Raw genomic sequence first — 26,742 nt, forward strand, 5'->3', positions numbered from 1 at the left:
AGTAATATTTACAAATATTACTGTATGACCCGTTTATTAAGTTGCTGTTCCTAAGATGGGTTCAAATTATTCAATAAAGTAGGTTAAATATTCATGATGAAATCAATTAAGTTATCACCACCTTCTAGTCCTAGTTTCTTTCGAAGTTTATAACGATTGTTTTCCACAGCTCTAACGCTGATGTTTAAAAGTGATGAGATTTCTTTTGATGTCATATCCATTCGTAAATAAGCTGATAACTTCTTCTCTTTTGAGGAAAGATCAGGAAATTTCTCGTGTAGTCTTTTAAGGAATTCCTCATGAACCTGTTCCAGATGAAGCTCAAACACCTCCCAATGTGAATCATTATCTATGTCTTTGTCAATTTTCCTGATAATGTCTTTAACTTTTCTATCCATACCAGTAAAATCCCTTTGTTTACTAACCCTGGCTAGTTCCTCCTTAACTTTTAACAGAAACTCATTTTTATGTATAATATTCATGGTGGAATTGGCTAACTCCTTCTCTTTAAACATCATCTCATTTCTAAGCTTCTCGTTTCTAAGCCGGATCATCTCCTTTTCATTCTCAAGGGCGGCATTTCGCAATTGCTCCTCCCTTATCTTGAATTTTTCCTGCTGTCGTCTCTTTTCGAGCATTTTACTACGCTCCATTAATCTATTCATTAAGATCCAGGATCCAAGCAACAACAAAATAACTACAAACACATACAGAACTTTAGCAGTAGTAGTCCTGATCCAAGGGGGATTAACAACGAAAATAAAACCAATTGGGTCGGACTCAACCCCATGGATATTAACAGCCTTCACCCAAAAAGTATATTTACCTTCACGAATATTTGTAAACTGCCGCTGTTTTTGAGAAGTCCATGCAGACCAATCTGAATCTATACCCTCGATAAAATTAGAGTATCTGATGTTTGAATTCTCAAAAGTAGTAGCTGAATAGGTCACCTCAAAGGAGTTTTTCGCGTATGGCCATTCAGGTATCTGTTTTTGCTCTCCATTTGGCTGAGCTAAATAGTAGGTTACAGATTCATCATGATTTCTAAACCCTCTTATATGCACGTGAAATGGTTTCATAAAGTTTTTACGCTCATTCACAGAATAATGGGCAAAACCATCCTCTACTCCAATAATTGCGTTTCTTTCATCCAATATCTTTAAAAACTCAAAACCGTTTACCAATCTGCCATGTACAGGATAAAATGGACCAATCACCCGTGTAAATGAACCATCTTCAAGTCTGCGAAGTACGCCCACACCTTCTGTTGTAAAAAACCATATATTATTGTATTGATCCTGTTGAATTACCACCGGATACTCTTCATTAATAAAATATCTGTTCATGTAATGCCTGTAAAAACTTGCAGAACTATTATCGTACCCGTATATTCCATGAATTGAAGAAAATAAAGGCTCACCATTTATGAGAGAAACATTCAGAGCTGCATTATCAACCATCCCTCTTGCTTCACGGTACTCTTCCACACGGTCTATTTCTGTATAATCATCATTAAAATACAACCTGAATATCCCCAGATATCCATGCGTCACCCACAAGCTTCCATCCGAATCCCATTCCATATATCTGGCTGATTCAGAAAAACCATTGAGTCGCTTATCAAACACCCAGTTGTTTCCATCCTTTCGAAGAATTAGAATTCCAGAATAAGACCCAACCAATAGTATATCATCCCGATTTGGCGGATATCTAAATATCCATGCTCCCATTACAGATGTAGGAGTAATGGGTTGAGCATTAGATCCAGAAATCTCAAAAACACCATTGTTATGTCCACATAAAAGGCGCCCTTCCTTATCAACAAAAAGTGACCAAACTTGTCCACTCGTGCCAGGAATCCGAGTAAAGTCATCTCTACTTTTCTCAGGATTTCTGAAATCTTCATTTGAGATATGATATAACGCCTGATTGGTTCCTAAATAGACGTTGTTTTTAAATATCTCCATGGTGTACCCTGTTCCAATGTCATAATATCCATGAATAAAACTGATGGTAGAATTGAAATTGATTCTGGCTATTCCATTATCCAGCCCTGCCCAAATATTTCCTTCGTTGTCAATATCAAGTCCTAACACCGTGTTATTCTGAAGACCTCTGTCCTTATTGGCAATGAGTTGAACATTTCCGAGCATATCCGTTACAATTACACCTGATTGAATGGTACCAAAAATTAAAAATTCAGAACCGTAATTGACACCACAAAACACATTTGCATTTGCAACAATTTCAGCTGCCGGAGTCTCCCATGGTTTAAATTGCTGATAATCCCAAACAAAGAGACCTTCACTGATGGTTCCGATTAAAACCTCCCGGTCGGATAAGGGTAAAATGGTTCCGATTCCTATTCCAGCAAATTGTTCACCACCAGAAACTACAAAAAGATTATTATTTCGAAGTTCCATTAATCCAGCCTCTTCATCATATACCATAATGATGCCGTTAACAAGAAAAGCATTTGAAATCCTTGATCTGGCTGGTACAAACTGCATATCCTGATCATCTCTATACACGACCAAGCCCTTATCAGCCTGAAAAATCAACATATTATTGTATGGAATTATATTCCATACATCTCCCAACGCACTAATTTCATCATTAACTGAGAGTGATTTATACTCAAACTCATTTCGGTCATTTTTGAAATAATATCCAAACTCGTTATAAGCGCCCATATAAATCTTCTCTTCATGAGCCAAAACGCTTCTTACTATAACATCAACAACGCGGGTTAACAACCTCCAGGTTGTTCCATCATACTCAAGAATTCCATCATTATTCGCCGCATAAATGATTCCTGATTCAGCCTGGCTAATTTGCCAATTCTGAGTACCCCCTTGATAATGTCGCCGATTAAAGTATTCAATCTCAGGAATGCCAAGAAAAACAACTTCTTTTGCCAGAATAATTGCCGGATAAACTAAACAAAACAACAATCCTATTTTAAATCTGTAACTCTTCATCAGAACAAATTGCTATAAAATGGTAATTTCTGTTCGCCTGTTTTTAGCCCTTCCAGCCTCTGTTGCATTATCTGCAATTGGCTGATCCATTCCAAACCCCTTGTATTCAAGACGGGATGTATCAACACCCTGTTCAATGATATAATTATAGACTGATCGGGCTCTGTTCTCTGAAAGTCGTTGGTTGTAGGCTGCATTTCCGACATTATCCGTATGTCCTCCAATCATAATTCGAACTTCTTTATTATCAGCTAAGAACCTGACCAACCCATCAAGTTCTACCTTTGATTGAGATTCCAGACGATATGAATCAATTCCAAAGAAAATATTCTCCAGCGTCATTGAAACGCCTTTGCGTATGGGCTGTAGTCCAATGTCCAATTGATAAGGAGAATCAAGAGGGTGATCACCGAAAAGATCAAAATGCCCTGAGTAAAACATATATCCGGGATGCTCGGCTTTAAAAGCATATTGTCCTCCAACAGGCAAAACTACCAGGAACTTCCCAGAAAATCTATTACTTTGGGTTGACACAATTAAGTTACCTGTACTGATATCCTTTAACTCAAAATCAGCCGGCAGGGTCTCACCTGTTTCAATATCGTAAACACGACCGGCCACGTAAAGAACTGGTGATGGTTGAATGGGAGGAGGTAATTCAAACATGTAAATATTTTTACTCGTTTGATCCTCTTCACGTCCGTCACTAGCAAAATAAGCTCTGTTACCACGCGCATTTATAACAAGACCAATTTCATCCCCAGGTGTATTTATTGGCACTCCCAAATTGACAGGTACTCGCCAAACACCATCATCTCCTTTACGACTTACAAACAAATCCATCCCTCCCATGCCAGGCCAACCCTCCGAAGCAAAATATAACGTCCGGTTATCATGATGAAGAAATGGAGAGTTTTCATCTTTAGTCGTATTGATATTTGGTCCGAGATTTCGAACATCACCAAAAACCGGTACTCCATCTCTGTTGATGTGTTGAACGGTAGCCTGCCAAATATCTTTACCACCTCTGCCTCCAGGACGATTACTTACAAACATAAGCGTTTTACCATCAGCACCAAAGGTTGGCTGACTTTCCCAATAAGGTGTGTTCACAGGCATCCCGAGATTTACCGGCTCCGACCAACCTTCAGGAGCGCGTTGAGAAAAATATATATCACAACTGCCCCGACCATCAGACCTTCCACAAGCTGTAAAAAACATCCAGTTTCCATCTGCACTCAACGCTTGTGCGCCTTCGTTTCCATCTGTGTTTATACTGCCTGGTAATGGTTCTCGTGTTTGCCACTGACCATCAGCCCCACGATGAGACACATAAAAATCCTCCTGAAAATACATGGATGTGCGGGGCAAATTTCGTTCAGCGAACAAGCCTGGGTTGCGAGGAACCAATACAGTAAACACCAATGTTTGCTCATCGGCTGTTACACTTGGCCAGTATTCATCGTAATCACTGTTTACCTTTTCGCCCAAAGAGATCAGTTCTATTTCGTATGGGTTTTCACTTGCTTCAACAGCAAATCTAGCACGGTCAAGCCATTGTTTAACTCGTTCAGCACTTCTGTCGTCACTAAAATACCAGCGGTAACGCTCAAGCCAAAGAATTGATTCTGCATAATCGCCGGCATTGAATGATGCAACGCCAATATTGAACATCGTTGTTGGAAAAAAAGTAGAATCAATGGCTACCGCCTTTTTAAGCACCTCGGCCTCCTTTGCGAATTCTCGTTGTCTGTTATAAATATCACCCAACACAAGATAAGCCTCAATAAAATCGGAATCCCGGTCAATGGCTCTCTGAAGGGCAGCTATTGCTTCATTATGCTGTCCTAAACCATAATGATTCCTCGCCTCCTCATATAATCTGATAGCTCCTCTGTTTCGGGTTGTCAGCGACTCCTGAGCCTGAACCATTGTCCCAAAAATCAAGACTGATCCAATAACCAATAATAAAAATCTATTCATGTGTCTAAAATTTGTATTTTAGGGTTCCCGAGTACTCGGGAGAACTCGCCAATCCAGTCTTTCTTACTTCGACTGGGCTCAGTACTTCGCCTGTGTGAGAAGGTTTTCTCATGGCTCGTTTCATCTGTTTATAATTTGTTCTTTATAGGTTCCCGAGGTCTCGGGAGATTTCGCCAATTTAGTTATACTAACTTCGACCGGGCTCAGTAAATCGCCTGAGTGAGAATTCATAAACTTCGTCGATCTGCCGATTCTCATGGTCCATTTCTTCTATGTCAAATATTCTATTGTTATCTGAGAAGCTTATTACACAACATACTCAATCATAATCTTAAAGCATTACTTTCTTTTTGATGCATACCTCTATAATTTAACTAGTCAGATGGCAATTCGGATTCGATGACCTGCCTTGCTTTTATCATCAATCCACTTATGTCATCTTTAAAACCACCGGTTTTAATCATTGGATGCACAACTAACCCGGCATTTCCCGGTACCAAATTCATGAACCCTGCTCGTTTTATTTTATGACTATTTTGAATGGTAACCGGCAAAATATCCAAATCCAAATCCAGTGCCAATTTAAAGGCTCCTTTTTTAAAAGGACGCATTTGATTGTTTCTACTTCTGGTTCCTTCCGGAAAGATAAGAACTGAAGTTCCATTAACCAATTTTCTTTTTGCCTCTTCCAGAGTTTGAACTGCAGCTCTGGGAGAAGATCTGTCAATAAAAATATGCCCCACTTTTTCAGATGCCAATCCAATAAAAGGCAATTTTCTTAACTCCTTCTTCATCACCCATTTAAAATCAATTGGAAGATAACCATAAAGGAGAAAAATATCAAACCCTGTTTGGTGATTTGATACGATGACATAGGATTTTTTTTCGCTGATGTTATTCTGCCCTTTCACTTTAACACTAACCGGGGTAAGCCAGCATGTGATTAAAGCCCATGTTTTACCCATTAAACTGCCGGCTCTTGGTGAAACACAGAGGGACATAATAATGGCCAATAAAGCAAACACAATAGAATTAACAAGCATCAGAGGCATAAATATCAACCATTTATATGGTTGATACAACCAAAACTTCCAGGCAACAAAGCTTTTTTCGTCCATTTTAGTTTTTCATTTATCATCTAAAATATAAAAAAAGAGCACAATACCTTCACGGACTGTGCTCTTTTTAACAAAATCACCTAATAATATCTTCTCAAAAACTATAGGATAACCCAAAACCAAGTAATTGTTTGGTCTGAACTCTGGCACCTCTCTTATTCCCTTCCGAATCAACATACTTTATATCGTTATCATACAAAAGGTTAAGAGAGATTACTGCTGTTAAAAAATCATTTACTCGCATATTTATGCGTCCTTCCCAATCAACATCAATATATTGAGGATTATCTGCAAGATTTGAAAAGAGATCAAGCCTGGTAAAAAGATCCACATTTTTAATGATGTTCCTTTTTCTGTAAACAATTTTGGTGGATGCTCCAAATTCTCCTCTGAAGTTATCACCCGGATCAACTCCATACAGCCCCCTGTCGGCCAACTCATCATCCAATACAAAAGTCATTTTGGAGGTCAATGGAGACAAATACACGGAAAAAGCATCACTCGGTTTATAATCCATACCTACCGATAAAAGCAGGTATGCAGGCGCCATAAGGTTAGATATTGTAACTGTATTCTGAGGGGGATCCTGGTATCCTGTTGTCATTTGCGTTCTAAAATCAACCAACCCGGAATAAAACCAATGACCAGCAGCATTGTATCCATATTTGGATGTCACCAGCACACGGTCATCGCTTTTGATGAGATTTTCTGATCCCTGTCGGGTTAAACCATAACCAACCTGAAGACTATTATCCCAAGCATGCCTGTCCTTTTTGTAATTTGCATATGCAATAAATAAAAAGGTTCCTGTTTGCGCATCTTGTCCACCAGCAGCCCAATTATTAAAAGAAACCTGTGAGAGTGTTAAAGATGCATCTCCGCCGGTTGACCATAGTTTTGTGGTGTCTGGCTCTTCTGCCAACATAATTACCGGAATAAAGAAACTTAGGAAGGCTGATACGTACTTTTTCATTTGAAGCGTTTTATAATTAAGGTTTAACAGGTTGACAGGTTTTCTGCAACTGGAAAACATCTTTAAAGCAAGATTAAATTGCCTGAATGAGTAATATTATATTAAATCTGGCAATTAAACTTGCAGAAATCTCAACAACATGTGGAAAAAAAAAGAATAATTTGCAAGCTACAAATTATTCTTTCTTTTTTCCAGTCTTTATTAATCCAAAAACTGCACTCCATGTGCATCAACCTATATCTATCTCCGATCGGACATATTCAATAGTACAGTTGTCTATTCATTAGAATATCGATATATGAGTTCACGCGATGTAAAAGAGTCGTCATCGGCGCGAAAGAATATATTGATACTATCAGCTGTTTCTGTTTGCAACTCAGACAAATCAAAACTAATTATCCCCCGGAGGTTGTAGTATTGCTTGTCATTACGAGCGTCGTGATGAAAATCAAGTGTGGTGAAACCACCTTTGTATTGTTCTCCAGGATCCAGCAAAAGATCAAATATGTGAGCTTTCTCGTGCCCAAAAAACGAAAACTCCACATTTAGATACGATTTTCCAATCCACGCATTAATAATCCTAACAGGATCACGTTTTAATGTATCCCTCCCTTCACTATCAACATTCAGTATCCCTTTTGTTAACACATTCTGCATGGCTTGAATACGAATAGAATAATCAAAGTTTTGATCGTCTCTACCAGCATCTACATGTTTAAAATAGAAAAATACTCTCTTGCCCTCTATAATCTCATCATATTCTGAAGGGTATTCTATCGGGCGTAGAATAGTTCCATCATCTGCTTCGATTAAAAAGGTTGAAGGTGAATTTCCCATGACATTTCCCATGGCTAAGTATAGCTGTTCGTAATCATCTTCTACTTTACAAGAAGTTAAACCAGCAATTGTAACCAACAAAACTCCAATTAACAATGACTTTAAGATTTTCATTCGCACTTTTTTTTATACCGGATTGAATTCGCATGATGAATTCTGATCCATATTTTATTTACACGAATCATGCTCGTGCTATAACTAATAATACAATTAATTCATTATGCAGAACAGTCAAAAAGAGATGAGTCTCGTATTTTATTTATGCCCCTTTTCCCGGGTTTACTCAAATTGCTTTAATTAGCATGGTTGACTTAGCTCTAATAGTAACCCTATTAATACTGCCTAATTGCTTTCATATTTATAATCTATTGGTAGACGCAATTTAATTCAGATGGTTGCGTCGCAGATATTTTAAATAAACTCTTCATTACTACACGCATAAAAAAATCTTATAAATATAACAATTTCAAAACAATAGGCCAGAACTTAATTTCTAAATATTATAATATATCTGGAATAGATTTTAGACTTCTAATAATTTTTATGCCTCAAGCCAAACGCTGAACAGATTCTACCGATCATATTTGGCAGAGAATATTAAAAACAGGGCATGCCTTAAAAAAAACATATCTTTCAACCATACCACCCCATAAAAACAGGGGTAAATAATATTTTTTTATCGATTTTAGTTTTTTTCACATTGTTTTTAGGGGGGTCAATGTATTTTTTGCATACATTTGTATTATCAACCTACAAAAAAAAGGGGTTGATAACCTAAAAACCATTTTTTTATTCCTAATTACTAATTTAACACTACCGAGCCATGAAAAAGCTTTTAATCGCAGCAATCGGGGTACTGTTCTTTACAACAGCAAACGCCCAGGAAGTTAATGTAGGACTTGACTTCTACAACCGTTACGTTTTCCGTGGAGTTGATTTTGGAGACGGACCAAGCTTGCAACCCACCATTGAATTCACATCCGGCGGATTTACAATTGGAGCATGGGGAGCATTTGGTACAGGAAATGGAATTTTGACAAACTTTAATGAAGCTGACCTTTATGCTTCATACGACTTTGATTTTGGCCTAAGTTTAGGCGCAACCTCGTATTATTACCCCGGCTCCTCCTGGTTTGAGTTAGACAAAGGTGTTTCGAGCCATGCTTTAGAATTGAATCTGGGATATGAGGTATCAGGTTTATCTCTCAGTGCCAATTATATAGTAAATGACTCTTCGGATGGAGCCGGGTCCGAGGGAGGCGACATGTATTTCGAAATTGGATACAGCGGTGGCATATTCGATGTATTCTTTGGAGCAGGTGACGGCTGGCACACCACTAATGGAAACCTTCAGGTGGTAAATGTAGGTATTGGTACATCAAAAGAGATTAAAATCACTGATACATTCTCTATTCCGATGTCTGGGTCGTTAATTCTGAACCCGAATACCGAGCAATTCTATATCGTAGTTGGGGTATCATTCTAAATTACAAACAATTAAAGGTAGCCTTGTTATTATAATAACAAGGGCAACCTTTAATTCAACCTCATTACAACTTCATTATGAATATTCATTTAAAACCTGATATCATGAAAAAAATTGAAGCAATTATTCGACTTACCAAATATGAGGAGGTAAGAAAAGCGCTTGAAGAACAAGACATCACATTTTTCTCCTATTGGGATGTAAGAGGTGTCGGAACTGCCGTTGAAGGTCATTTATATCGCGGCACTGTGTATGACACCAGCATCATTGAGCGACGTTTAATCTCAATAGTTGTACGCGACGAAAATGTAGATAAAACAGTTAAGGCCATTACAGATGCTGCACGTACAGGTGAGATTGGTGACGGAAGAATTTTCATTTCCGATGTAGAGAACACCTACAAGATTCGCACCGGCGAATCCGGCCCAGAAACCTTGTACATAAAGAAGTAACCTAATTAACCGATTAAACTTAAACGCTATGGATACATTAGATATTGCAAAAGTAGCAAGCGAAAACTCCGTTTCAATTGATACTATATGGATACTGATTGCAGCTGTACTGGTATTTTTCATGCAGGCTGGTTTTGGTATGGTGGAAGCAGGTTTCACCAGAGCAAAAAACGTTGGAAACATCATCATGAAAAACCTAATGGACTTATCAATTGGGTCACTGGTTTTCTGGTTTGTTGGTTTCAGCATAATGTTTGGACCTTCGGTTGGAGGATTTATAGGAGGGTTTAACTTCTTCTTTACTGCCGATTATGGTAATGATGTGCCTGATATGGCCATATTAATATTCCAAACCATGTTTGCTGCAACAGCAGCCACCATCGTTTCCGGAGCTATGGCTGAAAGAACACGATTCGGTGTTTACTTGATTTTCACCCTTATTATCACATTGGTTATTTATCCAATATCAGGACACTGGGTTTGGGGTGATGGATGGTTGGCAGAAATGGGATTCCATGACTTCGCCGGTTCAACTGTAGTTCACTCTGTTGGAGGTTGGGTTGCATTGGCTGGAGCAGCCATCGTTGGACCTCGTCTAGGCAAATATACAAATGGGAAAGTTAATGCTATCCCCGGTCACAACATGGTATTAGGTGCTCTTGGAGTATTTATTCTTTGGTTGGGTTGGTTTGGTTTTAACCCAGGTTCAGAATTAGCAGCCTCAGGAGATAGCGTATTTGCCATTGCCCACATTTTTGTAACCACTAACCTGTCGGCAGTTGCATCAGTAGTTGTAACCATGTTCCTAACCTGGAAACGCTACGGAAAACCTGATTTAAGTATGACGCTCAACGGTGCATTGGCAGGATTGGTTGCCATTACAGCAGGCACAGACATAGTTTCACCAGGAGGTGCTGTTATAATAGGTGCTCTGGCAGGCGTAGTTCTTGTATTTGGGATTGAGCTGATTGACAAAGTTCTAAAAGTAGACGACCCAGTTGGTGCAATTACAGTGCACGGTTTGGTTGGAGCATTTGGAACCATCATGGTTGGACTTTTTGCTACCGAGGGTGGAGTATTCTATGGTGGTGGATGGTCACTATTTGGAGTACAGGTTCTTGGTGTTGTGGTAATCGCCGCATGGGCACTTGGAACTGCATTCCTTCTGTTCACAATACTTAAGCATACAACAGGACTAAGGGTTTCTGAAAAAGAAGAGCGTGAAGGTCTTGACATACATGAGCACGGACAAAGTTCATATAACTATTAATCCGTACTTTAAAATTTACCTGGTTTTTTAATTCGAGAAGGGAGTTGCCTAATGAGGCAGCTCCTTTTTTATTACATATACCCAATCTACAAAAAGCAACCCTCAAAATATTAGATCGTTAGACAATTTAAGTCCCGAGACATTCGATATTAGACTTAAAGATACTGAACCCAGCGAAGTTTGAACGGAGTAAACTTCCTATGTTTCTATTTAATAGCTTAGGAACCCGCCCAGCGGGATTATATTAAGATGAATTTTTTAATTTCAAGCAACTTTTAATTCTTACAGACAGATTCATATTCATCCATAAATCACAAGAATGAAACCTTAACGAACTATTGAGACTATTAAGAAAATTAAAAACAGTTAGCAATCTGATTTAATGACCATTACATAAAACAACATTTTTTGGTCAGAGTCTACCCAAACTAAAGGGATTGCCATTCAATGATACAGATAACACTAAAGGAGAATTATTGGAAAAACCTGATAGTAGATAATTTGTATGGACATAAACATCTTATCTTTTAATGTAAACTGCCTCAATATTCAATTTCTTAGCTATAAAAAACGGTTTAAAAACTTCATTTTACAATATAAATACTGTCCGGCAGAAATTTGATAGAATCTACACAATCCCTTTCAATCAAGTGGTAACCTAGGCGATACTGAAGCAAGGAATTGCATTTTTTTCTACTTATGCTCGAAGCCTAACGTGACTGCCCAGATAGGATCGTACTAAATAACTCGACAGTTGTTAAAATTGGCCTGATTTATTGCACAATATAACGCTTGCCGAAGAAGAATATATCGGTAAAACAAGTAATTATGAATTATATTAATGAACTGCTAACAACAAGACATCATTTTTAAACCAGTAGAGTTTAGATATGTATGCTATTTACCACTCCAAAATAGAATAGCAAAAGTTAATTTCACAGAAAACAAAGACTGATTCTATCTAGAATTCCGCTGTAGTAACTTCAACATCTATAACTATAGTTATAAATTCATTTCTAGTACCAATTGTACTAGGAATTACCAAAGTGGCTTTTCCACCAATTCTCATAAAACTCATGCCTTCGTGTAAACCAGAAAACCAACTCTCATCTCCGATTCGAATCACATCTGGTTCTCCTCCACCATAATTACTATATCTTTTTAACAATGCAGGCTCTTCTGTATCAGGATGCCTGAGTAGTTCATAATAATCGTATCTAAATGAGGCATATTTATGAAGTCCCAAAGTATCTCCCACTCCTCGCTCAGTACCAAGAAATAGCAAGCCAGATTTTTCTCTGTTATCAATAATCGTGTCAACCGCCAAGGCAAACAGACTATCCTCATACATTTCATAAAACTCGGCCAGAAGTTTTGCCTCCTCACGCTGAAATCTTGTATAGTCGATTCCCCTGTAGGGGTCACTACAACCAATCGCCAAAAGAGTAAAGATCGACAACCCTAAAATTACATTGACAATTTTCTTAAAAAAACTAATTAAAAACATACTATAATATTTTTTATTATTGACGCACAATTATTGACTATTTTGGATTTACCAGCTCCACATCAAAACGAAGAGGCGAATTTGGAGGGATTATCCCCTGTCTCCTGTCTCCATATGCAAGATGAGAGGGAATTAGAAAAGTTGCCCTGCTGCCTTTGGTCAGCAATCCGAAACCTAGGTGCCAGCCTTGTATCACATTTCCGGTTTCATACCTGAATTGAAAAAGCTTAAAGTTTTCATCTTTCATCTTTTCGTATGCAATTACTTTAGCTTGAAATTCGGCAAGTTCTTTATCATATTCTTCTTTCTCCTCATCTGTAGCATCATCTGAGGGTTTCACAGGTTTAAGGGGAACCGGGTAATCACCCGAACTAAATCTGCGATGTTTTATGGTATCAAAACCTTGGCCTGTTAATAAATGCCCTGTATAATAAACATATAAAACTTCATCCCTGACCGGTTTACTTCCTGACCCCTCGTAGTGCACAATTACATACATTCCGTTATCCATGCTGTCGACACCGGGAAAATGCTCCCTTGCGTAGTCATGTATATCAACATACTCATATTCAATTTCAGGAGTTTTGTCCTTGTCCTTGCTGCAACCAACAAAAAGGAAGGAGAATAAAAAGAAGCCTGCAATAAAAAATCTCATCATTGTTTAAAAATTATTTGTCTTTAACATCTAATACTTCAACTTCATATTTTAAAATGGCTCGATAAGGAATTCTGTCGTCATCGCCAATAAGCCCATGAGCAAGATGCGGCGGCATGATAAAGGTTGCTTTGCTCCCTTTCTTTAACATTAGAATACCTTCCTCTAGCCCTGACTCAACACCTCCGTGCCCAACCATAAAAACCTTATGGCCATCTTCATCAGAACTGTAACATAAAGTTCCATCTAACAACCATATATTATAATTAAGTGTAACTATCTGTCCCGTCCTAATATCAGCACCATCAACAGGATTTTCAATGGTATACCAAAGTCCTGTTTCAGTTCTTTGCATATCAAGATCCATTGAATCAACAAACTGAGAAATTATTCGTTGATCAGATTCTATCAACAGCCTGTTAATCTCAATGTATTGATCCCTGGTGATTTGGGAACTCCGCTGTGATTGTTGTCGATTCTGAGAATCGGAGCAATTGCAAAAAATGAACAGCAATGAGATTAGAAATATTATATTTAAAACCCTCATCTGATATTGTTTAACTGAAATGTTTCGTCACAACTGATATAAATCGTTCTACTACTTTTTCAAAATCACCCTTCATTTCTCCACCGGCAGCATTTCTGTGGCCACCACCAGAAAAATATTTAGCGGCAAAATCATTAACAGGTAATTTTCCGCGCGAACGCATTGAAATCTTCACAAATCCAGGCTCCTTCTCAGTTATCAAGGCTGCCACCTCTATCCCATCAATTGACAAAGGGTAATTCACCAATCCTTCTGTATCCCCTGGCTTATAATCAAATCTTTTAAGTTCATCCTCACAAAGGGCAATATAAGCAATTTTGCCATCTGCTAACAACTCCAACTTACTACATAAAGCGTGCCCAAATAAACGCATTCGTGATAAAGAGTTGCTGTGAAATACTTCCTGATGCACATAATCTTTATCAACACCGATCTCCAGCAAATCAGCAATTACATGATACAGCCCCGGTCTTGAAGAATTATGATTTAACATACCGGTATCTGTCATGATACCGGTATATAAGCATGTAGCTGAGAACGGCGATGGTTTCAAGTTAAGATACTTCATTACCGAGTAGGACAATTCGCAAGTCGATGACACCTCTGTATCTGAAATCATGACTTCAGTTAAATCCATATCAGGATAAGGATGATGATCGATGGTGATTTTTGGAATAACTAGTTTCGACAAAACCTCCTGCATATCGCCGGTTCTGCCTATCCCATTAAAATCGAGGTATAACGCCAAATCACAGTCATTAATCTCCTGAAGAGCGATGTTTTTATCTTTAGAAAAGACAATGATTGAGTCAGCTCCCGGCATCCATTGAAGTGTAACCTGCACATCGTTGGGTGACACAACCACTCCTTTTATTCCACTCTCTTTAAACAAGTTATACCATGCCAAAGAAGAACCTATGGCATCGCCATCCGGATCTTTATGTGGAATGATTAGTACTTTTTTGGCATCGGCCAAAAAAGATTTGAATCTTTTTATCTCTTGAATATCTGAACTCACAAAAATTCTGGTTTTCTATAAACTCTTTTACCCCCAAAGCACAAGTCTCAATTTCAACGGGGTTTTTAATCTTCAATCAACAAAGATAAATTAAATTATCAGCCAAGCGATTATTTTTTATGATTTATCAAGTAAAAAAGGTATATTGTTGGTATGCTAACTTTAAAGTTAGCATCAATTGTAACCCATTAAATTCTGGATATATGAACAACGGCAGAATTACATTGACCATGATAAAGCCATATGCTGTAAAGCAACATCACGTTGGGGCAATTTTATCAAGAATCGAAAAAGAAGGTTTTCATATTCGGGCGTTAAAAATGACCCAATTACCTGCTGAAAAAGCTGAAATATTCTACGAAGAACATGCCGGAAAATCCTTTTTCCCCGATCTGATTGAGTTTATGTCATCAGGGCCAGTGGTTGTTGCCATACTTGAAAAAGATAATGCAGTGGATGATTTTCGCAAGCTAATTGGAAATACTGATCCCACACAGGCAGAAGAGGGAACCATCAGGAGAACCTATGCAAAAGATAAAACCCGCAACGCCATTCATGGTTCAGACAGTGATGAAAGCGCAAAAAGAGAGACACGCTTTTTCTTTAGCTCGATGGAAGAGTTTCCATATTAACGGATTACCAAATCGTAAACCACGTTGCCACCTGCTTCGCGGTTTAATGATTCAATGATTTTTGTTTTGTGCATCAGAAGTTCGCTTCTGATGATGCTGGAGTTAAGATTTACATACAAAACTCCCTTATAAAACTTTACCTGTGTGGTTATACGAGCCACTGACGGGCCTAATACTTTTGGCCAGGCCTGTATTGCACGGCTCTCTTTTATGCCACGACTTAATGCCGGACTGTCAACAATATCAGAAAGAATCTCCTGAAGGGATTTTGTGTTGTTATATCGGTTTCTGTCGTCTCTATACATCGTCGAAAATCTTTACTTCTTCAAATATCAAAATTAATCTCTCCATTGTCAACCTGAAAAAAGCGATGCTCTTTACCGGTTTGCTTCACAATGTCATGAAGACGCTTTCTTTGAGTATCGGTAATAAAAATCTGTTGAAAAGTATCCCTGCCGGCCAACTCAATTAAACTACTCACCCTGTCATCATCCAGTTTATCAAACAGATCGTCGAGTAAAAGAATGGGCGAAAAACCAAAAAAATCTTTCAGGAATTCAAACTGCGCCAGCTTAAGTGCGATAAAGAAAGTTTTTTTCTGTCCCTGCGATCCGTCTTTCTTTACAGCGTATCCATTCAACAACAGTTCAAGATCGTCCCGATGAATGCCTTTGCTGGTGTATCCCAACACCAAATCCTTTGCACGTCTTTTTAATAGTTGCTCCGTAAGTTTTCCTTTCTGATGATGCGAATGATAAATGATGCTGACCTGCTCATGTCCGCCGGAGATAAAACGGTAATATTTCTGAAATACAGGCTCTAACTCCTTAATAAACGTTTCACGTTTATTAAAAATCTGTTCTCCGGTAATTGTCAGTTGTTCATCCCATACATCCAACTGCGATTCTATTAACTTAATATTGCCTCTTGCGCTTTTAAGAAGAACATTTCTCTGGTTAACAATCCTATTATACCTGATAATCAAATCCAGATAAGGCTTATCAAATTGAGACACCACACTGTCTATATATTTTCGTCGCAATTCGCTTCCTTCCGTAATTAGACGCTCATCACCGGGAGAGATCATCACTAAAGGTAACAATCCTATGTGATCGGATAAACGGGTATATTCCTTCTTGTTACGTTTAAATTGCTTTTTCTGGTTTCGCTTTAAACCTGCATAAATCTGATCTTCCTGATCTTCCCTGATGTAACTTCCCTGAATAACGAAAAAATCTTCGTCGTGATGAATCAACTGACTATCAATTGAATTAAAATAACTTTTACAGAAAGACATATAAAAAACAGCATCCAGGAGGTTTGTTTTTCCGGCACCATTTTTCCCAACAAAACAGTTTATTCCTGAGGTAAGATCAAGTTCACACTGCTTTAAATTCTTAAAATTTAAAAGATTGATATGTTTTAAGTACATTTATAACGAAATTATAGTGTACAAAAGTAATCATTTGAAAAAGCAAAAAACAGAAATCCCATTTAAAATAATTAACACCTTAATCATTAACAACATATAGTTTTGGCATTTTGTAAAATGCCAAAAATATTTAGGGCTATTGCTCATATTATATCTAATTTATTAAATTTGCGAATCTAAAAAATTAATGAAGATATGTCTAAGAAAGAAAACACTTCAGAAAACAAACTGGAAAATGTTGAGCAGGCGCTCGGTAGAACCGAAAGGTTCATTGAAGAGAATCAAAAAACTCTGACCATTGCTGTACTGGCATTGATACTTATTGTTGGCGGTTACTGGGCCTACATTAAATTATACTCGGAACCACAGGAAGCTGAAGCTCAGCGTCAGATGTTCCATGCACAAATCATGTTCGAAAACGAAGATTATAGTGCCGCTCTCGAAGGAGACGGAATTAATCCGGGTTTCTTGGAAATCATTGATAATTTTGGACGTACAAAAGCAGGTAATCTTTCAAGATATTATGCCGGAATCAGCTATCTGCATATAGGAGAGTACGAAGAAGCCATCAGATACCTCAGAAGGTTTAAAACCAAAAACGACAAGATGAACGCTGTTTCTTTAGGAGCTATCGGCGATGCACATGCAGAGCTTGGCGATATTAACGAAGCCATCAGATGGTATCAGCGCGCATCTCAAATTGAGAACAGCATAACGGCGCCATTTTTCCTTCTGAAAAAAGGCTTGGCATACGAAAGCATTGGCGACAATGTAAGAGCCCTTGAAGCATTTAGAACAATTAAAGAAAAATACAGAGAAAGTACCGAAGCTAGACAGATCGACAAATACATCACTCGCGTATCTCTCTGATATTTTAAACAATTATTATATTTAAGCTGTTAGAAATGATTTGATTTATTATTCCGGCAACCCTGTTGGATTGCCGGAATAGTAAATTTATAAAAGCTAACAGCTTTTTTATTGTACATATTAAAACACTGATAACCATGGCTACATCATTACAAAATTTATCAATATACGACGAACAATCGGTTCCGTCTGCCTCCAAAATGAAATTTGGGATTGTAGTATCGGAGTGGAACAGACCTATTACCGATGCACTATATCAGGGAGCTAAAAACACTCTTTTAAAACATGGAGCCACCGAGGAGAACATTGTGACCATTGGTGTTCCGGGCAGCTTTGAATTGACAGCAGGGGCACGTCTTTTGGCAAAAAAAACCGATGTTGACGCAATTATTTGTTTAGGATGCGTAATTCAGGGAGATACCCCGCATTTTGATTACGTATGTCAGGGAGTCACACAAGGAATTACCCAACTGAATGTAAAGTTTAAAATCCCATTTATTTTTGGTGTATTAACAACTGACAATCAAGAGCAAGCTGAGGAGAGAGCCGGCGGAAAGCATGGAAACAAAGGTGATGAAGCAGCCATAACAGCTATTAAAATGGTTGATTTAAGTTGTAGGTTAAAAAAATAATTGTAATTTCGCATCTGCAAATTGCAAGGGGGGATACCGAAGTGGCCAACCGGGGCAGACTGTAAATCTGTTGTCTTACGACTTCGGAGGTTCGAATCCTCCTCCCCCCACTCTTTTTTTTGCTTTCCAAAATAAAATCAATCAATTCAACTTAGACTAACATATTCCATTGCGTATAGTTAAAATTGTACGTTTTTACTTTTTTCTTAACTTTGTGTGGAATTTTGCTGTTATCATCCTGTTTTATTTATTTTTAAGCAGAGTAAACAGGTCAACATTAATTCAATAACGCTATTCAGCCAAATTTACTTAAATTTTTAACGAATGAAGCTATTAGAAGGAAAGACCGCGATCATTACAGGTGCTGCCCGCGGAATCGGGAAAGCCATTGCATTGCGTTTTGCAGCCGAAGGTTGTAATATTGCTTTTACTGACCTTGCCATAAATGAGGCGGCAGAAGCTACTGAAAAAGAAATTGCTGCTTTTGGTGTAAAAGCAAAAGGTTACGCCTCCAATGCTGCTAATTTTGAAGAAACTCAACAAGTGGTGGCAGAAATTGCTAAAGATTTTGGTCGTATCGATATTCTGGTAAACAATGCCGGAATTACTAAAGATACTCTTTTGATGCGTATGACTGAAGACCAATGGGATGCCGTTATTTCAGTTAACCTGAAATCCTGCTTTAATTTTACAAAAGCTGTACAGGGAACCATGTTAAAACAACGCTCAGGCTCCATTATTAATATGAGTTCGGTGGTTGGAGTAAGTGGTAATGCAGGTCAATCAAACTATTCTGCATCAAAAGCAGGTATGATTGGTTTCACAAAATCAATTGCAAAAGAACTTGGATCACGGGGCATCAGAAGCAATGCCATTGCTCCCGGATTTATTATCACTGAAATGACAGGTGTTCTTCCAGAAGATGTAAAAAAATCATGGGAAGCTCAAATTCCTATGAGACGCGGAGGAACTCCGGAAGATGTTGCCAACACATGCGTGTTCCTTGGCTCAGATCTTTCATCATATGTTACAGGACAGGTAATTCCTGTTTGTGGTGGTATGAATATGTAGTATTTGAATCAATATCAGATATAAAAACGGGACGGCCAATGGCCGTCCCATTTTGTTTATAAGCAATTCTCTATGAATTACAGAAAACTTTTGTATTTTAGAACTGTTTATCTAATCAATAGATCGTTAGACTTTTAGATATTAGACACAAGTAAATTTCTTATTATCAGCTGATTGTACAACACTACAACAAAACCATAAACGTTTGATAATTAGGCAAATAAAAATGTTTAACGAGTAATTATCAATTATAACAAAGAGTTTAACATATGAGAGATTTCAATTTCAAATTCAACACAAAGATTCTTTTTGGGAAAAATAATCTTGAGGAAATAATCCCGGAAATAAAATTGGTTGGCTCACGTCTTCTTTTGGCCTACGGTGGTGGATCAATTAAAAGTATTGGACTTTATGATGAAATTGTAGCTCTTTTAAACAAACATCAAATTCCTTTTGAGGAATTAAGCGGCATCAGGCCAAACCCCGGAATTGATTCTGTGCGTGAGGGAGTGAGACTTTGTCGTGAGCACAACCTGGATTTCATTCTGGCAGTTGGAGGTGGAAGTGTTTTAGACTGTTGTAAGGCCATTGCTGCCGGAGTGCATTATGAAGGCGACCCATGGGATTTCATGATTCAAAAAGCTGTTGTAAAAAAAGCGGTTCCATTAGGAACCATCCTTACTCTGGCAGCTACCGGCTCTGAAATGAATGGCAACGCGGTTATCAGCAACAGTGAAACACTTGAGAAAAGAGCGATGGGAGCCCCCATTCTCTGTCCTGTTTTTTCTCTCCTCAACCCGGAATATACATATACAGTAAATAAGTGGCATACAGCTGCCGGCATTACCGACATTATCAGTCATGTACTCGAATTATATTTTACGCCTGAGAAAGCAACACAAGTGCAGGATGCCATGAGCGAAGCATTAATCAACACAACTGTTTCGATGTCACCTGTAGTTTTGGAACAGCCCGAAAATTATGAAGCAAGAGCGCAAATAATGTGGACAAGCACTCTTGCATTAAATGGATTATTAAGCTTTGGAAAATTACCGGGCGATTGGTCAACACATCTTATTGAACATGAAGTGAGTGCTATTTATGACATAACACATGGTGCAGGACTTGCAATCGTTTTTCCTGCCTGGATGACATATGTTTTAGATGAGCAAAACGCGTGGCGTTTTGCAAAATTGGCGCGAAATGTGTGGGGTATTATTGACAAAGATGATTTGTCTGCTGCTCACAAAGGGATTGCAGCCATGAAATCATTCTTTTCGTCAATAGGCATGCCCGTTTCATTAAGTGAAGTAGATATAGATGATTCTCAACTGGAGACTATGGCTGAAAAGGCATGCAGATTTGGATCTATTGGACTTATGAAAAAACTGAATAAAACAGACATCGTTGAAATTTTAAAAATCGCGTTATAGATACGGATTAAACAATAAGATATAACCGTATGGGACTAAAAAAAATAAAGAAGAGCCTGGGATTTATTCTCCTTCCACTTGTTCTCAGTGCATGTTCTACCATGTCGTATATTGAAATAGACGTGTTAAGGCCTGCGGAATATTCAATGGCACCAGATATCTTATCTGTTGTAGCCGTGGATTACGCATATCCGCATCGTTCCGACTCAATGCACATATTGTATATTAACAATGACACCATTATTGCCGATTCTATTTGGGTGGATGATTTTGGTATAAGAGCAGTTCAATCAATGACCAAATCATTGCAACAAATGGCATTTTTTGACACAGTTTATTTCTATTCTACCTCATTAAATCTGCCCCCCAATGGAGATCCAAACCGCCCTATTCCTTTAAATGAAATTCGAAGAATTCTTTCGGAGTCCGATGCTCAGGCTTTAATAGCACTTGAGAAAATAAATTACAGTAGTGAAATCAATGTAACCTATCTAAATCAGGAAATTTATTTCGGAACGATGGATGTTTATGGAGCGATGTTTTGGAAGATATATGATAAAAATGGATATATTCTAGATGTTTATCTACAAAAAGACACTTTATCCTGGAATAATTTCCCTGCGTATCTAAATCAACCACACAGAAATTTACCTGAGATTGGAGAAGCCCTGAAAACAATAGCTAACTTTATGGGGCAGGAATACACCACACGCGTAGCGCCATATTGGGAATCGGTATACCGACCATACTATAAAAGCGGACACCATATGTTTGATCGTGCAAATGATCTGGTTAACATTAATAACTGGAATCAGGCTGGCCGTGTTTGGTACTATGTATTCGAAAATGGGAACAACCGACAAAAAGCCAGAGCAGCATTCAATCTGGCAGTTGCGTTTGAAGTCAGCGGGAATTTTGAGGAATCTCTTGCATGGGCGCAAGTCAGTCATGAGGTTATGAGTAACCTAAGTTCACTGGAAGTTTCGTCAAAAGAGAAACAAATTCTATCAGAATACATTAAAGAACTAGAAAGAAGGATAAACGACTCAAAGAAACTTCAGGAACAACTTGGAGCAGGATTTTAAAAACCAACGTTACAGCCATGCGGTGGATTATTGCTTTACCAATACTATTTTCTTGTTTGTGCAGCAACTTTGCTGCCTCAAATTCAAAAGTACCTGCACCACCAAATTTCCCAGGAGCATCTGTAGGGATATCGGTTATTGATCTCTCAAGCGGTCTTGAAGTAACTGGAGTAAATCAGGATAAATTATTCACCCCTGCCAGTGTTTTGAAACTATTAACTACAGCTACTGCTCTCGAGAGATTATCGCCTGAATACAGATTTTCCACTTCATTTTTTTATAGCGGAGAAATAAAAAACGGAATATTATATGGAAATTTGATTATTCGTGGTGGCGGAGACGGAACGCTCGGTTCTGTATATTTTGACTCTACTCAACCGGATCAAACTCTGTTATATTTTGCTGAACAGTTGAAGAAAAATGGGATCCATACCATTAACGGAAAACTCATTGTTGATCAAACCTTATTTCCTGAACCCCGATACCCGGCCGGGCGTCTTTGGGAAGACATGGCTAATTATTATGGAGCTGCTCCTTCTGGTCTCAGTTGGAGAGATAACACCTTTCACCTTACACTCAGTTCTCCCCCAAGATCCGGAGAAAATTGTCAGATTGTGTCAGTCTCCCCTCCCCTTGACGACATCAATTTTATAAGCCATGTATATTCAGCCACACATAACAGGGACAGTGCCTACATATTTGGTTATCCGGGCTTGTCTCAATGGGAGGTTAGAGGGAGTATCCCTACAAACCGCCCTGAATTTACGATACGTGGAGCTTTACCCAATCCCGGAGAAACATTTGCTCATGAGTTGGCAAAACATATTGATTACGATACAGATAATAACATCATAGACATTCAGGATGACATCAATTATGAAGATCTACATTTATTATTCACCCATCTCTCGCCTCCGCTTGAGGAGATTATACAAATTGTGAACCAACGCAGTCACAATCTTTTGGCCGATCATCTGTTTTTGTTGAACGGATTAAATGCACCTAAGCATCATTCATTGTGGGATGTTGCGACATGGAACACCATTAAATATTGGAAAAATGCAGGAATAGACATGCCTTTAAGATTTCATGACGGTTCAGGTTTATCGCCAAAAAACCTCGCATCACCTCGCTTTTTTACCGATTTATTGCGACACGTGAATCAAACGCAATATCAAAGCGTATTCCAAAAATCTCTATCAGTTAGTGGACAATCCGGTTCATTGCGAAGAATGTGGTCTACCAACAACAGGAGAGGTCGGGTATTGGCAAAAAGCGGATCCATGCAGGGTGTGTTGGGGTATTCAGGTTATATTTACACCAACAGCGGGCGAAAACTGGCCTTTTGCATTATTGTAAATAACTATACTCAGCCATTTCTGGAAATCAGAAACTCAATCGAAGAATATATCAATTTTTTCATTGACCATTATTAGCCATACATGAATGAAGGATTAAAAGTATCAGTTGTTCAGCACGACATTAAATGGGAGCAAATAGAAGTTAATCTGGAGCGAATTCAATACCTGATCCAGAATAATAAATTTGAATCAAGAGTAATCGTTCTTCCTGAGATGTTTGCTACTGGATTCTCAATGAAGCCTCACAAAACTGCTACTACAATGAGAGGGGTAGTTTTTAACTGGTTAAAGAAATTATCTGATTCAACCAATGCCATTGTCATCGGAAGCCTACCAATTGTTGAGAACAACAGATATTATAACCGATGTATCGCAATGTATCCCGGAGGCGACCTCTTTTGGTATGATAAAAAACATTTATTCCGCATGAGCGGAGAAGAGAAAGTATACTCATCAGGGAATAAGAGAGTCATCATTAATGTAGATGGATGGAGGATCGCTCTTTTCATTTGTTATGATCTGAGGTTTCCGGTATGGTGCAGAAATAGGAACGATTACGATGTTGCAATATATGTTGCAAACTGGCCTACAGCCCGTTCTTACATATGGAAAACGCTTCTATCCGCAAGAGCCATAGAAAATCAGTGTTATATAATTGGATCTAACAGAGTGGGTAAAGATCCAGCTACTGAATATGAAGGAGCCTCCGCTGTTTATGGTTTTGATGGCAAATCATTAAATAGAACGATTTTAAACAAAGAAACAATCATCAACACAACACTGGATTTCAAATTGTTATCAGACTTCAGAAAAGATTTTCCGACATGGATGGATGCGGATAATTTTTACTTAAATGCGTAACTATATGAAACGAGAACTCGTATATATGGCATGATTGCAATATATCAGGTACCACTTAAGAAGAATTTCAGGATAAGAATGTAACAATTTAGCAATTGCTTAAGCAACCCAGAGTCAAAGTAATTTGAATCAGAAAATGGTTGCATATAAGTTCAAAAACATTTTTCGACTGAATTTACTTGAATTATTGCAAACTCTTCCTTTCCACCCAAATCAACTTAACACACTTAACTTAATTAAACAAAGTTACCTGGCCTTGATTGCTATTGAGTGAAAATAGTGCTAAAAATTGTAGTAGAATCACGATGGACAATTATCACAATTATGCGTTAGAAGGCATTTAATGGCAAATTATACAGCAAATAAGAACTTTATATCATAATTATTTAAACGTTCATCCAAACTTTATTTAATATTATCAAAATTATTTACAAAATTCACAAGCATAGCGATAAATGTAATATTTTGTTTATACTTTAGTTTTACAAATCACTTATCGTACTAAATCTAACAAATATGAAGAGTTACCGGGTTAAAGTAAGAGATGAAAAAGCAGAATTCTTTGAAGAGTTATTAAGATATCTTGATTTCTGTGATTACGAAAAAGTTGAAGGATTCGCAGAACCCCGCATATATCCAAGTTTTGAGATTCGTTCTAAAGATGGAAATCACAAACAAGGTTCAAAAAACTCTGTTAAAGGATCAGGTGGAAAATTTGCTGATACCGAAAACAGCCTGGAAAATCTCAGAGAAGTTATGTCCCGAATTGATGCTTTAAGAGATCGAAGCAGAAAAGGCTGATTTTTTCAATAATATAATAGTTATTAAACATATTGAACATCTTGCAATAGTAAAGAATACTCTATTTGACCTTACAGTTTTAGAGTTTGGATTATCCTATCGTTATATTGCAAGTTAGGATCAACAAACCCAATATATTGAATCAAGCCGACTCAACTGATTTAATCTCATTCAATAGCCAACGGAATTGAATTAATAGCAATATTTAATTAGTGCTCCGACCTATAAGTTCAAGTCTCTATATCTCATCAACAAAGTTTACAATCTCATGATTCCATATCTATTTCTGATATAGCGATTTATAAATTAAAGTAAAAAATGATGTTAAATCATTTTTTAAACAGAGATATTATAAAAGCAAAACAAACAAATAGAGATAGTACGAAAAAGCTGATGAGAAGACTGTATACCTCTGCTATCAATCCAAGAAAAACCGGACCAATTAAAAATCCAACATTTGAAACCGCTGCAATAAATGAGACCCCATCCGAAGTTTTTACACCTTCAATGCGTGATGCCAAACGGTATATTTCAGGGACTATAACTGAAAACCCCAATCCAATCACCATAAATCCAGCCAGAGTTATTGTTGGTTGAGCATTCAAAACCAGAACAAAGCCAATCAGACTTGTGCCAATTGCTATTCGCAACAACTTCCAGGAGCCAAGCTTAAAACTTAATGCATCGCCGGTGAATCGACCAATGGTCATCCCCAAAGAAAAGAGCGCATATCCAAAACCGAGCATATATTTCTCTAATTCAACCTCTCTTTGAAGAAACAAAGCACTCCAATCGGCAATTGCTCCTTCAGAAGCCATAAGTATCAACCCGATTATAGCAACAGCAAGCAATGGCCTAACCGGGAATTTCCTTTTTTTACCAGATGATGGAGTTTCTCCTTTAATATGATAATACTCGTTTCTTAACATAATTTGAGCAGTAATCAAAATAGATAACAGTACTGTCAAATGCAGAACCGGCATACCAATCTTCCCCGCTAAAAATCCTCCGGATGAAGCACCAACAATCCCACCAACGCTCCAAAATCCGTGGCTACCTGTCATAATATTTCGCCCTGCTTTAAGCTCTACATTTGCAAGTAGAGAGTTTAATGCAATTACGAATACTGAACTCATCATACCAAAGTAAAAGAGTGCTATGCAGAGTAGAATATAAGTTGGTGCTAAAAACATTCCATATACTGAAGTGGCATAAAATATGAAACCAAAGAAAGTTTGACGCCCAACGCCAAGAACATCAATTAGCTTGTTACTTACCGGAATCATTAGAAAAGATCCAAGAGAAGCAAAAAATAAAGCCACACCTAATTGCCCTTCACTGATTTCAAGTTTGTCTACAATAACTGGAATGTATGTAACCCAGGTACTGAAAACCATGGCAAAACAAAAAAACAAAAAAGCCGGAGCAAAATAGCGTCGGGATCTTAGAAACACTGTAAATGAAAGCATATAAATCAGATTGCAAAAATCTTAAACCATGCAAAAGTAATAACTATTTGCTGCGGAAATATCATCATTTTAAAGATTAAATCTAATTAACAATATCATCAAACCCATATCAATATACAATTGGTATAATTATTGTTACTTAAAGATTATTAACACATCTGTTAAGTAGCTGTTTAAATATAGCTTCTTTAACATTCTAAAGATCTTAAATTATAGAATTTAGAAAGAAAGAATAGATTAAATAGATGAAACGAGCCATGAGAAT

The 26,742-nt window shown here is 37.8% G+C and carries 24 protein-coding genes and 1 tRNA gene; 13 read left to right on the forward strand and 12 right to left on the reverse strand.

Annotated elements, in window-relative coordinates:
- Positions 1-83 precede the first annotated feature (83 nt).
- The 5 genes from EV194_RS06170 to EV194_RS06190 form a co-directional block, all read right to left on the reverse strand.
- The gene (locus EV194_RS06170) at positions 84-2,984 is read right to left on the reverse strand and encodes a triple tyrosine motif-containing protein (protein ID WP_132433174.1); all 2,901 of its coding nucleotides are present in this window, start codon (positions 2,982-2,984) and stop codon (positions 84-86) included.
- A 12-nt stretch (positions 2,985-2,996) separates the two neighbouring features.
- Positions 2,997-4,967 (reverse strand): OmpA family protein, encoded by a 1,971-nt coding sequence (locus EV194_RS06175; protein WP_132433175.1) that lies wholly within the window; start codon positions 4,965-4,967, stop codon positions 2,997-2,999.
- A 374-nt stretch (positions 4,968-5,341) separates the two neighbouring features.
- Complete coding sequence (locus EV194_RS06180) at positions 5,342-6,085, reverse strand: lysophospholipid acyltransferase family protein (protein ID WP_132433176.1); 744 nt, start codon at positions 6,083-6,085, stop codon at positions 5,342-5,344.
- Between the two features lie 94 nt (positions 6,086-6,179).
- Positions 6,180-7,058, reverse strand: a complete 879-nt coding sequence (locus EV194_RS06185) for a DUF3078 domain-containing protein (protein WP_132433177.1) — start codon at positions 7,056-7,058, stop codon at positions 6,180-6,182.
- Positions 7,059-7,334: 276 nt separating this feature from the next.
- On the reverse strand, positions 7,335-8,009 hold the full coding sequence (locus EV194_RS06190; protein ID WP_132433178.1) for a NigD1/NigD2 family lipoprotein: 675 nt from the start codon (positions 8,007-8,009) through the stop codon (positions 7,335-7,337).
- A 709-nt stretch (positions 8,010-8,718) separates the two neighbouring features.
- Between EV194_RS06190 and EV194_RS06195 the strand changes: the two genes are divergently transcribed.
- The 3 genes from EV194_RS06195 to EV194_RS06205 all read left to right on the forward strand — a co-directional run bounded on the left by EV194_RS06195 (position 8,719) and on the right by EV194_RS06205 (position 11,103).
- Complete coding sequence (locus EV194_RS06195) at positions 8,719-9,381, forward strand: TorF family putative porin (protein WP_132433179.1); 663 nt, start codon at positions 8,719-8,721, stop codon at positions 9,379-9,381.
- A gap of 104 nt (positions 9,382-9,485) precedes the next feature.
- Positions 9,486-9,833, forward strand: coding sequence for a P-II family nitrogen regulator (locus EV194_RS06200; RefSeq protein ID WP_132433180.1), 348 nt, complete (start codon positions 9,486-9,488; stop codon positions 9,831-9,833).
- 28 nt (positions 9,834-9,861) lie between these two features.
- Entirely contained in the window at positions 9,862-11,103 is a 1,242-nt protein-coding gene (locus EV194_RS06205) for an ammonium transporter (RefSeq protein WP_079556794.1), read from the forward strand.
- Positions 11,104-12,064: 961 nt separating this feature from the next.
- Here the strand turns inward: EV194_RS06205 and EV194_RS06210 are convergent.
- From EV194_RS06210 to EV194_RS06225, 4 genes are all read right to left on the reverse strand, one after another.
- On the reverse strand, positions 12,065-12,562 hold the full coding sequence (locus EV194_RS06210; protein ID WP_132433181.1) for an FKBP-type peptidyl-prolyl cis-trans isomerase: 498 nt from the start codon (positions 12,560-12,562) through the stop codon (positions 12,065-12,067).
- Between the two features lie 85 nt (positions 12,563-12,647).
- Complete coding sequence (locus tag EV194_RS06215) at positions 12,648-13,268, reverse strand: FKBP-type peptidyl-prolyl cis-trans isomerase (protein WP_132433182.1); 621 nt, start codon at positions 13,266-13,268, stop codon at positions 12,648-12,650.
- Positions 13,269-13,278: 10 nt separating this feature from the next.
- Positions 13,279-13,812, reverse strand: coding sequence for an FKBP-type peptidyl-prolyl cis-trans isomerase (locus EV194_RS06220; protein ID WP_132433183.1), 534 nt, complete (start codon positions 13,810-13,812; stop codon positions 13,279-13,281).
- 10 nt (positions 13,813-13,822) lie between these two features.
- Positions 13,823-14,830 (reverse strand): DHH family phosphoesterase, encoded by a 1,008-nt coding sequence (locus tag EV194_RS06225; RefSeq protein WP_132433184.1) that lies wholly within the window; start codon positions 14,828-14,830, stop codon positions 13,823-13,825.
- A 203-nt stretch (positions 14,831-15,033) separates the two neighbouring features.
- On the opposite strand from EV194_RS06225, the gene ndk reads away from it, so the two are divergent.
- The gene (gene ndk, locus EV194_RS06230) at positions 15,034-15,462 is read left to right on the forward strand and encodes a nucleoside-diphosphate kinase (protein WP_132433185.1); all 429 of its coding nucleotides are present in this window, start codon (positions 15,034-15,036) and stop codon (positions 15,460-15,462) included.
- Here ndk and EV194_RS06235 read toward each other — a convergent pair.
- Together EV194_RS06235 and recF are read right to left on the reverse strand one after the other, a co-directional pair.
- The gene (locus EV194_RS06235; protein WP_132433186.1) at positions 15,459-15,767 is read right to left on the reverse strand and encodes a DUF721 domain-containing protein; all 309 of its coding nucleotides are present in this window, start codon (positions 15,765-15,767) and stop codon (positions 15,459-15,461) included. The genes ndk and EV194_RS06235 overlap by 4 nt on opposite strands.
- A 20-nt stretch (positions 15,768-15,787) precedes the next feature.
- Positions 15,788-16,894, reverse strand: coding sequence for a DNA replication/repair protein RecF (gene recF, locus EV194_RS06240; RefSeq protein ID WP_132433187.1), 1,107 nt, complete (start codon positions 16,892-16,894; stop codon positions 15,788-15,790).
- Positions 16,895-17,089: 195 nt separating this feature from the next.
- Here recF and EV194_RS06245 point away from each other — a divergent pair, with 195 nt between their 5' ends.
- From EV194_RS06245 to EV194_RS06285, 9 genes are all read left to right on the forward strand, one after another.
- Positions 17,090-17,764, forward strand: coding sequence for a tetratricopeptide repeat protein (locus EV194_RS06245; protein ID WP_132433188.1), 675 nt, complete (start codon positions 17,090-17,092; stop codon positions 17,762-17,764).
- Between the two features lie 137 nt (positions 17,765-17,901).
- The gene (gene ribH, locus EV194_RS06250; RefSeq protein ID WP_132433189.1) at positions 17,902-18,396 is read left to right on the forward strand and encodes a 6,7-dimethyl-8-ribityllumazine synthase; all 495 of its coding nucleotides are present in this window, start codon (positions 17,902-17,904) and stop codon (positions 18,394-18,396) included.
- A 27-nt stretch (positions 18,397-18,423) separates the two neighbouring features.
- Positions 18,424-18,506: transfer RNA gene (locus tag EV194_RS06255), tRNA-Tyr, on the forward strand.
- A 214-nt stretch (positions 18,507-18,720) separates the two neighbouring features.
- Positions 18,721-19,467, forward strand: a complete 747-nt coding sequence (fabG, locus tag EV194_RS06260) for a 3-oxoacyl-[acyl-carrier-protein] reductase (protein ID WP_132433190.1) — start codon at positions 18,721-18,723, stop codon at positions 19,465-19,467.
- 269 nt (positions 19,468-19,736) lie between these two features.
- Complete coding sequence (locus EV194_RS06265; protein ID WP_132433191.1) at positions 19,737-20,900, forward strand: iron-containing alcohol dehydrogenase; 1,164 nt, start codon at positions 19,737-19,739, stop codon at positions 20,898-20,900.
- Between the two features lie 29 nt (positions 20,901-20,929).
- Entirely contained in the window at positions 20,930-21,985 is a 1,056-nt protein-coding gene (locus tag EV194_RS06270; protein ID WP_132433192.1) for a DUF6340 family protein, read from the forward strand.
- 17 nt (positions 21,986-22,002) lie between these two features.
- The gene (gene dacB, locus EV194_RS06275; RefSeq protein WP_132433193.1) at positions 22,003-23,421 is read left to right on the forward strand and encodes a D-alanyl-D-alanine carboxypeptidase/D-alanyl-D-alanine endopeptidase; all 1,419 of its coding nucleotides are present in this window, start codon (positions 22,003-22,005) and stop codon (positions 23,419-23,421) included.
- 6 nt (positions 23,422-23,427) lie between these two features.
- On the forward strand, positions 23,428-24,207 hold the full coding sequence (locus tag EV194_RS06280; RefSeq protein WP_132433194.1) for an amidohydrolase: 780 nt from the start codon (positions 23,428-23,430) through the stop codon (positions 24,205-24,207).
- Positions 24,208-24,723: 516 nt separating this feature from the next.
- Positions 24,724-25,008 (forward strand): hypothetical protein, encoded by a 285-nt coding sequence (locus EV194_RS06285; protein WP_132433195.1) that lies wholly within the window; start codon positions 24,724-24,726, stop codon positions 25,006-25,008.
- 329 nt (positions 25,009-25,337) lie between these two features.
- Here EV194_RS06285 and EV194_RS06290 read toward each other — a convergent pair whose 3' ends face one another.
- Entirely contained in the window at positions 25,338-26,477 is a 1,140-nt protein-coding gene (locus EV194_RS06290; RefSeq protein WP_132433196.1) for an MFS transporter, read from the reverse strand.
- Positions 26,478-26,742: the final 265 nt, after the last annotated feature.

Origin of the sequence: Natronoflexus pectinivorans (assembly GCF_004345615.1) — a bacterium.
Taxonomy (GTDB): Bacteria; Bacteroidota; Bacteroidia; order Bacteroidales; family Marinilabiliaceae; genus Natronoflexus; species Natronoflexus pectinivorans.